This window comes from Oceanobacillus sp. CFH 90083 (assembly GCF_009389585.1).
Taxonomy (GTDB): domain Bacteria; phylum Bacillota; class Bacilli; order Bacillales; family Amphibacillaceae; genus Oceanobacillus.
The window spans coordinates 316,826-328,931 of record NZ_VIYG01000003.1; the positions used below are offsets into that span (position 1 = coordinate 316,826).

Genomic DNA, 12,106 nt, shown 5'->3' on the forward strand with positions numbered 1-12,106 from the left:
CATGAGAAATAAAATGAAACAGATAATGAAATGGAGAGATAACCATGCTGGAGGAACGACAAGGTCATGTGAGTGTAGAGGAGAGACAAGCTGCACTAAAAAAGATGTATCCGAGTTGGGAAAAGCGGACGATTGCAACGCATTTTTTTAAGCAGTGTCAGCAGTATAGTGAATTTCCGTTAATTATGATGCCGGATAAGGCTGTGACCTATGAAGAGATGTGGGGGACAGCACATAATTACGCAAAGGCAATGCTGTATGCAGGCGTTGAGCCGGGAGATCATGTGGCTGTTTTAATGGAAAATGAACCAGAATTTGTCGCTTTATTTATTGCTTCCTCTATGGTGGGAGCAGTTGTCGTCCCATTGAATACACAGCTTCAAAAGGAAGAATTAACCTATATGCTTCGTCAATCTGATACAAATTGGCTGATTACCCATCAATTTGCAGGGAGGCAACATCATGCAGAAGCGTTGAAGGATATTGTTGCTGAGCTTCAGGAAGATACAGAGAGTCCTTTTAAACAAGCTGTGTGCATAGCGAATAGAGAAGCAGAGGTTCCAGAGATTTATACACAATGGGAAGAATTTTTGCAAGGCGCTAAAAAAGTAGATAAGGATATGTTAAACAATCGTTGGGAAGAAACAAATGACCCGGATGCTTGTGTCGCTATTATTTATACTTCCGGATCTACCGGTTTGCCAAAAGGGGTTATGCTGACAGATGATATGCTGCTTCGTTCTGGATTTGCAACATGTTTAACCAGAGGATATGAAATAGGAAGACGGATATATGCGCCGTTGCCAATGTATCATGTTTATTTTCTTCAAGAGGGTTTACTTGCAGCTTCCTTTATAGGAGGAGGTATGGTCACTTGTCATGCTTTTCAGCCGCTGCAATCACTGCAATTGATGGAAAAGTATCAGGTTCATGATTTTCTGGCTGTACCATCGATGCTGGTCGCTTTATTGAATCGTCCGGAAGTCAAAAATACAAACCTGGAGCATCTTTATGCATTATTATGCTGCGCAGCTCCTTCGCCAGTTCCGCTATGGAAAAGGGCAGTAGACGAATTACAAGTAACAGAGATCGGTACAGGCTGTGGTGCAACAGAAGCAGGCTCTACAACGATGCTCACTGAAATCGGTGATTCGCTGGAAGTTATTTCAACAACAGTCGGGAAGGTAAAAACGGCAGGCATTGCAGGCCATCTGGAGTTTGGAGATAAAAGCGTCACGTACAAAGTTATTGATCCCGATACAGGAGAAACATTACCAGCTGGTTCTGTCGGCGAGTTGGCAGTACGGGGAAACGTTGTAACGGCAGGATATTATAAAAAGCCGGAGGAAACAGCTTTTGCGAAGGATGCAGACGGTTATATCCGCAGCGGTGATTTAGGAACCATAGACGAAAACGGATATATTCGCCTATTAGGCAGAAGCAAGGACCTTTACAAAGTATCTGGAGAAACAGTCGCTCCAAAAGAGGTAGAGGACATTATTTCCATACACCCGGCAGTAAATCAGGTTTACATTGTCGGTGTACCCGATCAATTAACAACAGAAACAGGTGCTGCATTTATTGAATTAAAACAAGGCGAAACCTGTACCAGACAAGAAATTAGAAAGCTGTGCCGTGAGCATGTGGCGCGGTTTAAAGTACCGCGTTATATCTGGTTTGTGGAAGCAAAGGATTGGCCGCTGACAGGAACAGGGAAGATACAAAAATTTAAACTGCAGGATATAGCGCAGGAAAAATTGAAAAAATAAAACATCTCTGGTGCAAAGCTATGCTTGATAGACTTTGCAGCAGGGATGTTTTTGTTTCCAAAAGAGGTTAAATTCCTGTCCCTAAAATATAAAATTGGGATTGATTATAATTGTAAGTAACCATGGAATAATCGAAAGGTGTCCCGTTTGTCAGATAGAAGATACTTTCCATTATGAGTTTAGGTTCACTATTTTTTAGCTTCAAATAATTTGCTTCCTGTTCAGTAAGTTTACCAATTTGCATATACATATCGGAAAATCCGACTTTGAGCCCCAACCCATCTTCAATATATTGAAAAATAGACTCTGTCACAATTTCCTTATTCAAGTAAGGGATAATAGCTTTATTATAATAAGATTCTTCTAAACAAAGTGTCTCTTCCTCGATATATCGGATCCGTTTTACGTAATAAACATCCTGATTCATATCGATCTGCAAGTTTTGTGCAACTGCTTCCGTCGGCTTGCAGATATCCAGCTCAAGTACTTCAGATGTGATGTTAAATTCTTCTAAATCCTTTTGGAACCCTTGATTAGATAACAGGTTAATATAATTTTTTCGTTTTTTTCTTCTTACAAAAATGCCGCTTCCCCGTACTTGAAAGATTAATCCCTTTTTTTCCAGCAAATCTAACGCTTTAATAATTGTACTTTTACTGGTATCAAATTTTCTGATTAAGGATTCCAGTACAGGAAGCTTTTCTCCTTGCTGCATTTGCTGATTTTCAATATATAACTCAATTTCATTGGCGATTTGCTGATATTTCAACATATGTACACCTCGTTTAGACTGAATATTCTTTTTAATTTCATGGCTTATCGTTAACAAATATTATGATGATTACTTAAAAGCGATATTTGACAGGCATATAAACTAGTATACCATATTATGAACGGTATATTAATAAAATAGGTACATAAAATAATTATTAACTACTTGAAATATTGTAACCGTACAATTATAATGTGAATATCAAATTGAAGTTAAGGGGAATAGATATGGATGAAAAAGTGAGGGATTATGAGAAATTAGCTGGTGATATACTTGAAGAAATTGGCGGAAAAGAAAACGTTGTTAGTGCAACACGTTGCGCCACCAGACTTCGGATTGTATTGAGGAATTCAAAACCGAAAGCGAAAGAAACAGTCAGCTCGATGCCTGGTGTTATCACGGTAGTAGAGAACAATGGTCAGTTTCAAGTAGTGATTGGACAGCATGTCGGGGAAGTATATGAAGCATTTACGAATTTGGCTGGAGAAAGCATTACAGTAGCTGATGATGATAACCAAAATAAAGGAACCGTATTAAACCAGGTTATTGCCACGATGTCGGCAGTATTTGCTCCTTTTGTATATATATTAGCAGCGGCAGGTATTCTCCAGGGGACATTAATCCTTATTAATCTGATTTTTCCTACATTTAAAAATACGGGAACATATGAAGTACTGAGTATGATGTCGTGGGCTCCGTTTACGTTTTTGCCAATTTTTATTGCAATGACAGCTGCGAAGCATTTCAAAGTGAATACGTATATTGCGGTTGCTGCAACGGCAGCATTAGTAACACCGGAATGGGCTGATATAGCCGGCCGGGTGGCTGATGGAGAGACAGTGACATTTTTGGGTATTGCTTTATCAGAAACAACCTATACGTCTTCTGTCCTGCCGCCGCTATTTTTAGTTTGGATTTTATCTTATGTAGAAAAATTCTTGAACAAGAAAATCCCTGAAGTAATCCGGCCTCTATTTGTTCCGTTTTTTAGCATTTTAATCATGGTTCCGATTGTTTTGCTTGTTATTGGGCCGTTGACAACAGGCGGAGCCAATGCTATCGCGAATGGTTATAATTATTTGGTTGATGTGTTCCCGGCATTAGCGGGTGCCATTATCGGCGGTTTTTGGCAGGTTATTGTTATCTTTGGTGTTCACTGGGGCGTTACACCAATGGTACTTGCTAATTTCGAGCAGTACGGAATGGATTCCTTTCAAGCGTATCAAACGATTGCCGTTATAGCACAAGTTGGGGCAGTTATTGGTGTTCTGCTTAAAACGAAAAACAGGGAAACCAAAAAAGTAAGTACGTCTGCTGGGATTACCGGTATATTCGGGATTACGGAACCTGCTATTTACGGAGTTACCTTACGATTTAAGAAACCATTTATCTATGGATGTATTTCGGGTGCGGTCGGTGCCGTTGTTGCGAGCTTCTTTAGACCAAGCTATTTTGCATATGCGGGTCTGCCAAGTCCAATTACAATGGTAAATGCAATTGACAGTGAATATCCGATGTCCATTTGGGGGCTGTTAATTGGAGTTGCTATCGCTGTTGTTTTACCAATTGTGTTAGTTCAGGTTTTGGGTTACGGCGAAGATACAGCAAAACAAGCAGATGAAACACTTGCTTCTGAACAAGGAGAAGCAAAAAGCAAGGATATAGCTGGAAATGCTGCTCAAAATGAGGAGGAGATTGCTTCCCCGTTAAGCGGGAAGTTAATTGCGTTATCTGAAGTGCCAGATGAAGTATTCAGCTCTGGTGCTATGGGAGAAGGTGCTGCTATTGAACCGTCCGGCAATGAAGTTTTCTCTCCTGCAGACGGTAAAATTGTTTTCGTTGCTCCATCCAGGCATGCAGTTGGAGTGCGTACAAACAGCGGTGTAGAATTACTGATTCACGTCGGTTTAGAAACGGTTGAATTGAATGGAGAACCTTTTACAATTCATGTAGAAGATGGTCAAAATGTTCATAAAGGTGATAAATTAATGACATTCAATCAGGATATGATTCACGAAAAAGGGCTGCCGACGATAACTCCTGTCATTATTACAAATATAGGAGAATATGAAGAAGCCATTGTGGAAGATACAATTGAAATAAACACAGGTGACAGAATATTTAATGTCGTTAAATGAAATTGAAGGAGGAAGTATAATGAGTAATTTACCAAAAGATTTTTTATGGGGTGGTGCATTCGCAGCGCATCAATTTGAAGGAGGCTGGAATGCCGGTGGAAAAGGACCAAGTGTGGTTGATGTGCTGACTGCCGGTGCCAATGGAGTACCTAGAAGAATTACAGATAAAGTGGAGCTGGACGAGTTTTATCCAAATCATGAAGCTGTTGATTTCTACCATCATTATAAAGAGGATATCGCTTTATTTGCAGAAATGGGCTTAAAATGTCTGCGTACATCGATCGGCTGGAGTCGGATTTTTCCAAAAGGGGACGAGGCTGAACCAAATGAAGAAGGACTGCAATTTTATGATGATGTGTTTGATGAACTTCTAAAATATGGTATTGAGCCGGTAATCACATTATCTCACTTTGAGATGCCATTACACTTGGCACGCGAATACGGCGGTTTCCGCAGCAGAAAAGTAGTTGATTATTTTGTGAAGTTTGCCGAGGTTGTCTTTGACCGTTATCAAGACAAAGTGAAATATTGGATGACCTTCAATGAAATCAATAATAAAATGGACGTTCGTAATCCACTGTTCCTCTGGACAAATTCAGGTGTCTTGTTAAAAGAAGGGGAAAATGCAAAGGAAGTTATGTATCAGACTGCACATCATGAACTGATAGCAAGTGCGTTAGCTGTAGCAAAAGGCAGAGAAATCAATCCGGCATTTGAAATTGGAGCGATGGTTTCTCATGTGCCGATCTATCCGTATACTTCCAATCCGAAAGACGTCATGCTTGCCGAAGAATATATGCGCGATCGTTACTTCTTCCCGGATGTGCAGGTGCGCGGATATTACCCAAGCTACGCACTCAAAGAATTTGAACGGAAAGGCTACAATATTGTCATGGAAGAAGAGGACGATAAGATTCTATTAAATGGAAAAGTGGACTACCTTGGTTTCAGCTATTACATGTCTACCACAGTAAGCAGTGAAGTGGAGCCGGACGAATCCTCTGAAAAAACAGATGGAGGTCTGCCGCACGGAGTAGATAATCCATATATTCAATCCAGTGACTGGGGCTGGGCGATCGACCCGACTGGCTTGCGCTATACCTTGAACCGATTTTATGATCGCTATCAGCTGCCAATGTTTATTGTGGAGAATGGATTTGGAGCAGTCGATACAATAGAAGAAGATGGATCTATTCATGATGAAGCAAGAATCAGCTACCTCCTTTCACATATTGAAGCATTAGAAACAGCTGTAAACTATGATGGTGTAGATCTGATGGGTTATACACCTTGGGGAATTATGGACCTTGTATCGTTCACGACTGGAGAGATGAAAAAACGCTACGGTATGATTTATGTGGACCGGGATAATGAAGGAAATGGAACCATGAAACGTTCGAAAAAAGATTCCTTTGACTGGTATAAAAAAGTCATTCAAACCAATGGAGAAGAATTGAATTACGAAAAATAAAATGAAATCGTAATTTAGTAAAGAGAAAAAGGACTTTCTTAACCTTATTAGTTGAGAAAGTCTTTTTTTATTGTTATATAAGTTATCCTTCCCAACCTTCCAATCGGTTGTCTAACTTCCCATTTTATGAAAAAAATATAATAAAAGCGTTTACAAGATAAAAAATACATGTTAGTATACCTGTATACAAGTATTCGGATGAAAAATATACATGTTTTGAAAGCCCTTTATTTCAATGATATTGCTAAGAGTACGTACATGTAATCAATATAACAGGACATCTTCAAGGAATGACTGTATTCTAAAAATAAAAAGACAGTGAGGGATAACATTGAATCAAAATAGATTTATGCTCGGAGTAGATATTGGCACAACAAGTACAAAGGCTGTGCTTTACCGGGAAACAGGCGAAATTATGGCACAGAGCAATCAAGGGTATGATTTGCACACACCTGACGTCCGGACAGCTGAGCAAAATCCGGAGGAAATATATCAGGCAGTATGTCATGTAATCAAACAAACAATGAAAGAATCAGCGATTGATCAAGAAAAGCTCTCCTTTATATCGTTCAGCAGCGCGATGCACAGTTTAATTGCAATGAACGAAGATAATGAAGCAATTACACCGTGTATTACATGGGCAGATAACCGCAGCTCAAACTGGACAAATAAAATCAAGAACGAATGGAACGGTCATGATGTTTACCTGCGCACAGGCACACCAATTCATCCAATGTCCCCGCTGAGTAAAATTACCTGGCTGGAGCAGGAGCACCCGGAAATAGCGGAACAGACGAAAAAATATATTGGTATAAAAGAATATGTTTTCTATCAATTCTTTGGTGAATATGTCATGGATTATTCTCTGGGATCAGCTACTGGAATGATGAATCTGGAGGAGCTTTCCTGGGACGAAGGGGCTCTTGAATTGACAGGAATTTCAGAGGACAAGCTGCCAAGGCTGGTACCAACTACCGAAAGCTTTACAACATGCCAGTCTGACATTGCGAAGGATTTAGGAATTGCACCAGATACGAAATTTATTATTGGAGCAAGTGACGGTGTGTTATCAAATATAGGTGTAAACGCAATTAAAGAAGGGGACGTGGCGATTACTATCGGTACAAGCGGAGCAATCCGGACAGTTATTCCCAAACCCCGAACAGACCAGAAAGGACGGATTTTCTGCTATGCATTAACAGAAGATCATTGGGTAATCGGCGGACCGGTAAATAATGGCGGGATGGTACTGCGCTGGATTCGTGATGAGTTTGCTGCAAGTGAAGTAGAGACAGCAAAGCGTTTAAATATGGATGCTTATGAAGTATTAACAGCCATCGCGAAACAAGTAGAACCGGGATCCAATGGATTATTATTTCATCCATTTTTGGCAGGAGAACGTGCACCGCTTTGGAACGCCAATGTCCGCGGCTCATTTATCGGTTTAACGCTGAATCATAAAAAAGAGCATATGGTTCGTGCTGCTTTAGAAGGCGTTATCTTTAACCTGTACACCGTTTTTCTGGCATTGGTAGAAGTGATGGATGTCCCAGTAAATTCTATCAAGGCAACAGGCGGATTTTCAAAATCGGAGCTATGGCGGCAAATGATGGCAGATATTTTTGATCAAAATGTCATTGTGCCGAAAAGCTATGAATCTTCTTGTTTAGGAGCTTGCTTACTTGGATTATATGCAGAAGAAAAAATTGAATCCTTTGATGTTGTCGAAGAATTAATCGGATTTACACACCAGCATGAGCCTGAGCCGGATCATGTTGAAGCTTACCGGGAGTTAATGCCAATCTTTATTAATATTTCACGTTCACTTGAACAGGAATATGAGCAGATTTCGGCTTATCAGGAAAAGAATTCACTGAAAAATAAAAAGAAGTAAGACAGGAGCTGAAGAAAAATGGAAAATATCTATCCGCTTATCGTTGTTGCATTAGCAGTAGCCGCACTTTTACTACTTATTATGAAATGGAATTTAAATACGTTTATTGCATTGATTGTGGTTGCCTTCTTAACAGCATTAGCTCTAGGAATGTCTCTGGGGGAAATTGTTGATACCGTTAAATCAGGATTAGGCGGGACGCTGGGTGATATTGCACTTATCTTTGTTTTCGGTGCCATGCTGGGTAAATTAGTTGCGGATGCCGGCGGAGCACAGCGTATCGCTTTAACGCTGATTCATGCATTTGGTAAAAAGCGTATCCAATGGGCAGTAGTTATTGCTTCCTTTATCATTGGTGTCGCATTGTTCTTTGAAGTAGGACTGGTATTATTAATTCCGATTGTTTACCAGATTGCGAAAGAAATTAAATTACCATTATTATACCTTGGTTTGCCAATGACGGCTGCATTATCTGTGACACATGGATTCCTGCCGCCTCACCCGGGACCGACAGTAATTGCAGAGCAATATGGAGCAAATGTTGGTATCGTACTGCTTATCGGTATTATTATTGCCATTCCGACAGTGATTCTTGCCGGACCGTTGTTTACAAAGTTGGCTCAAAAATTAGTTCCGGATGCTTTTTCAAGGATTGGAAATATTGGATCGCTTGGTAATACGAAAACTTTTAAAGAAGAAGAAACTCCTGGATTCGGTATCAGTGCCTTGACTGCGCTTTCTCCAGTAATTTTGATGGCGATTACAACAATTGTACAGCTGCTTCAGGAAATTGGTAATATGGCGGATAATCTGTTTTTTGAAATTGTGCGTACAATTGGAGACCCAACCATAGCTCTTTTACTATCCTTGCTATTTGCAATTTACACCATGGGTATTGCTCGCAGAATTCCGATGAAAACATTAATGAGCTCAGCAGAAGAATCTGTTCGTGGCATTAGTATCATTCTTTTAGTTACTGCTGGAGGCGGTGCCTTAAAACAAGTATTAATCGACGGCGGTGTCGGTGATGCTGTAGCAAATATTTTTTCTGGTACGAATATGTCGCCGATTTTCTTAGCCTGGCTGATTGCCGCGATTCTTAGAATTGCGTTAGGCTCAGCAACAGTTGCAGCATTAACAACGGCTGGGATGGTTATCCCGTTGATGGAAGGTGCCGATGTGAATTTAGCATTAATGGTATTAGCTACAGGGGCAGGAAGCTTGATTGCTTCTCACGTAAACGATACAGGCTTCTGGATTTTCAAGGAATACTTTAATTTATCTATGAAAGAAACCTTTGCTACATGGACATTATTGGAAACAATTATTTCTGTATCAGGACTTGTATTTACGCTGTTATTAAGCTTTATCATTTAAAAGCTTGGCAACAGACCCTGAAAGGATAGAATTACTCTGTTTGAACTTATGTATAGGAAAATAGGAGACTGTGACATTCGGAAGCAGTTACATGAAAACGCTTTGTTCCAATCTCTTTTTTTCAGGGAGGAATGAAAAATGAATTCAATAGGTGTTTTTGGGCTTGGTGTGATGGGGGCCAACCTCGCATTGAACATGGCAAAAAAGGGTGAGAAGGTTGCTGTGTATAACTATACACCGGATTTAACAGATGCATTTCAAGCAAAGCATCAAAATGAGAATCTGGAAGCGTATTATGATTTACAATATTTTATCCATTCATTGGAAAAACCAAGAAAAATCTTTTTGATGGTAACAGCTGGAACGGTTGTTGATTCTGTTATGGCCAGTCTTATGCCGTTACTTGATCAAGGTGATATTATAATGGATGGTGGAAACTCAAATTTTGTAGATTCTAACCGAAGATCCGGTTACTTAAAGGAAAAAGGGCTGCACTTTATTAGTGTTGGTGTTTCTGGCGGTGAAGAGGGTGCATTGAATGGTCCTTCACTAATGCCAAGTGGAGATAAAGAAGCGTATCAGCAGGTTGCTCCGATTCTGGAAAAAATTGCTGCACAGGTAGATGGGAAGCCATGCTGTTCCTATCTTGGCAAGGAGGGATCCGGTCACTATGTCAAAATGGTGCATAACGGAATTGAATATGCAGATATGCAGCTGATTACAGAATCCTATCAATTTCTGCGGGAAAGATTAGGGCTGAATGTCAATGAAATAGCCGCTGTTTTTGCAGAATGGAACAAAGGTGAGCTGAACAGCTATTTGATGGAAATCACAGCTGATATCTTAACGCATGTCGATGAAGAAACGAATCAGCCAATGGTAGATGTTATTTTAGATCAATCAGGACAAAAAGGAACCGGTAAATGGACAAGTCAAAATGCCCTGGATATCGGTGTTTCCCTATCCATTATTACAGAATCTGTCTTTATGCGATTTTTATCTACTGTAAAGGAAGAACGCATGATTGCGGAACAAAAACTGACTGGTCCAAATCAGCTAGTAGAGGAAGTCGACAAAAAAGCATGGATTGAGCTGGTCCGGCAGGCGTTATTTATGGGTAAAGTTTCTACTTATGCGCAAGGATTCTATCAATATAAACAAGCATCTGAGCAATATCATTGGGATTTACAGCTGGACGAAATTGCTTTGATTTTCCGTGGAGGCTGCATTATTCGTGCTGCTATTTTAAATGAAATCAGTAAAGCCTTTAAAGAAAATAAAGAACTGCCGAACCTTTTCCTTTCTCCATATTTCAAAGCTATCCTGAATAATTATCAAGCTTCTATGCGAAAGGTAGTGATGAAAGGAATGGAAACGGGATTAGCATTACCCTGTCTCAGTGCTTCATTAGTATATTATGATGGTTATCGATCTGCGAAAAGCGGCGCAAATATGATTCAGGCACAGCGGGATTATTTTGGAGCGCATACGTATCAGCGCGTGGACAAAGAAGGTCATTTTCATACGGAGTGGTAAAATAAAACTAGATTCGGCGGGTTTGTTTTTAATAATTAACGGGGCTGTCGCAAAATGTATGGTGTGCATTTGATGACAGCCCCAATATTGCATACAACCTGAACAATGTCTAAAATTAAAGGATGCGATTTTTTGAATAACAATTTAGATATCTTAGTTGCAACTGGAATAGACTTGGACAAGACGAGACAAAAGTTCAAAGCTTAGGTAAGGCTTAGTCCGGTGGATACCATAATGCATTAGGGTTTGATGTTGAGAAAAACAATAAGAATCATTAAAAAAGTATAGGCAGCGTTGTTAATATATTTTTCTCTTAATATAGACTAAATACATTTCAGAATCCTGTGATGCTTCATGGTTTTAAAGATGTGAACACCTCAGCTATTCAATTTATATATTTCATGTGCCATGGATTCTAAAATATAAAGAACAGGTACCTGTGTTGTGATATTTGCATTTTCAAACCACTCTTCCGTGACATAGTAAGGGATGTTGATATCCGATATTTTGGCAATCGTGGAGTGTTTGTTATTCGTGATACTGATAATTTTACTTCCTTCCTGCTTCATTTGATTCAGGTGAGTAACGGTAAAATCTGTTTCTCCCGAGACGGATAAAGCAATGGTAATGCTATTGTAACGTAAGCTGGAATGAACCGGGAAGAGAGGATCTTTAATATATAATGAAAATTTACCTAAGCTTGAAAAATATCTTGCTCCGTATTCGGCAAGAATTCCGGAGGTTCCTATACCGATGAAAATGACGCTATCTGCATTGTTTACCAGCTTTGCAGCCTCCCTGATATCTTCTTCTATATCCCCTTTTAATGTCCGATCAAAAAATTCTGTTACAGAATGCCGGGCATCCTTTAAAATAGTTTTTTTATTTCCTTCTAAATGCATTTTCAGCTTTACTTTAAATTCAGAAAAACCTTCACAATTTATTTTCCTGCAAAAACGTAAAATCGTAGCTGTGGATACATGGGTTTCATCAGCAAGCTCCCGAATCCGCATATAAGCTACTTTTTCACTATGTTGACTGATATAGTTATACAAAGAAGTTTCTAACTCATTGAACGAAGCAATCATCTCATGGGTAAACATTATGCAAGATTCTCCTTTTAAACATCCTCTTAATAATAAAAATTCG

8 protein-coding genes are annotated in these 12,106 nt (G+C 39.6%); 6 read left to right on the plus strand and 2 right to left on the minus strand.

The window, feature by feature from the left end:
* Positions 1–44 precede the first annotated feature (44 nt).
* On the plus strand, positions 45–1,769 hold the full coding sequence (locus FLK20_RS06440; protein ID WP_152655721.1) for a class I adenylate-forming enzyme family protein: 1,725 nt from the start codon (positions 45–47) through the stop codon (positions 1,767–1,769).
* Positions 1,770–1,836: 67 nt separating this feature from the next.
* Here the strand turns inward: FLK20_RS06440 and FLK20_RS06445 are convergent, their stop codons facing one another.
* Positions 1,837–2,541: a GntR family transcriptional regulator gene (locus FLK20_RS06445; RefSeq protein ID WP_152655722.1), complete on the minus strand. Its 705-nt coding sequence runs from the start codon at positions 2,539–2,541 to the stop codon at positions 1,837–1,839.
* Between the two features lie 227 nt (positions 2,542–2,768).
* On the opposite strand from FLK20_RS06445, the gene FLK20_RS06450 reads away from it, so the two are divergent.
* The 5 genes from FLK20_RS06450 to gndA all read left to right on the plus strand — a co-directional run bounded on the left by FLK20_RS06450 (position 2,769) and on the right by gndA (position 10,957).
* Positions 2,769–4,679, plus strand: a complete 1,911-nt coding sequence (locus FLK20_RS06450; protein WP_152655723.1) for a beta-glucoside-specific PTS transporter subunit IIABC — start codon at positions 2,769–2,771, stop codon at positions 4,677–4,679.
* 19 nt (positions 4,680–4,698) lie between these two features.
* Positions 4,699–6,150 carry a 6-phospho-beta-glucosidase BglA gene (bglA, locus tag FLK20_RS06455; RefSeq protein WP_152655724.1) on the plus strand — a complete coding sequence of 484 codons (1,452 nt, stop codon included), beginning with the start codon at positions 4,699–4,701 and terminating at the stop codon, positions 6,148–6,150.
* Between the two features lie 349 nt (positions 6,151–6,499).
* Positions 6,500–8,044: a gluconokinase gene (gene gntK, locus FLK20_RS06460; RefSeq protein ID WP_152655821.1), complete on the plus strand. Its 1,545-nt coding sequence runs from the start codon at positions 6,500–6,502 to the stop codon at positions 8,042–8,044.
* Positions 8,045–8,062: 18 nt separating this feature from the next.
* Entirely contained in the window at positions 8,063–9,421 is a 1,359-nt protein-coding gene (locus FLK20_RS06465) for a gluconate:H+ symporter (protein ID WP_152655725.1), read from the plus strand.
* Between the two features lie 138 nt (positions 9,422–9,559).
* Positions 9,560–10,957, plus strand: a complete 1,398-nt coding sequence (gndA, locus tag FLK20_RS06470; protein ID WP_152655726.1) for an NADP-dependent phosphogluconate dehydrogenase — start codon at positions 9,560–9,562, stop codon at positions 10,955–10,957.
* A 377-nt stretch (positions 10,958–11,334) separates the two neighbouring features.
* Here gndA and FLK20_RS06475 read toward each other — a convergent pair whose 3' ends face one another.
* Entirely contained in the window at positions 11,335–12,060 is a 726-nt protein-coding gene (locus FLK20_RS06475; RefSeq protein WP_152655727.1) for a MurR/RpiR family transcriptional regulator, read from the minus strand.
* Between the last annotated feature and the right edge of the window lie 46 nt (positions 12,061–12,106).

Coding starts and splice junctions, on each gene's coding strand:
- FLK20_RS06440 (WP_152655721.1), top strand. CDS start 45: ATGCTGGAGGAACGACAAGGTCATGTGAGTGTAGAGGAGAGACAAGCT.
- FLK20_RS06445 (WP_152655722.1), bottom strand. CDS start 2,541: ATGTTGAAATATCAGCAAATCGCCAATGAAATTGAGTTATATATTGAA.
- FLK20_RS06450 (WP_152655723.1), top strand. CDS start 2,769: ATGGATGAAAAAGTGAGGGATTATGAGAAATTAGCTGGTGATATACTT.
- bglA (WP_152655724.1), top strand. CDS start 4,699: ATGAGTAATTTACCAAAAGATTTTTTATGGGGTGGTGCATTCGCAGCG.
- gntK (WP_152655821.1), top strand. CDS start 6,500: ATGCTCGGAGTAGATATTGGCACAACAAGTACAAAGGCTGTGCTTTAC.
- FLK20_RS06465 (WP_152655725.1), top strand. CDS start 8,063: ATGGAAAATATCTATCCGCTTATCGTTGTTGCATTAGCAGTAGCCGCA.
- gndA (WP_152655726.1), top strand. CDS start 9,560: ATGAATTCAATAGGTGTTTTTGGGCTTGGTGTGATGGGGGCCAACCTC.
- FLK20_RS06475 (WP_152655727.1), bottom strand. CDS start 12,060: ATGTTTACCCATGAGATGATTGCTTCGTTCAATGAGTTAGAAACTTCT.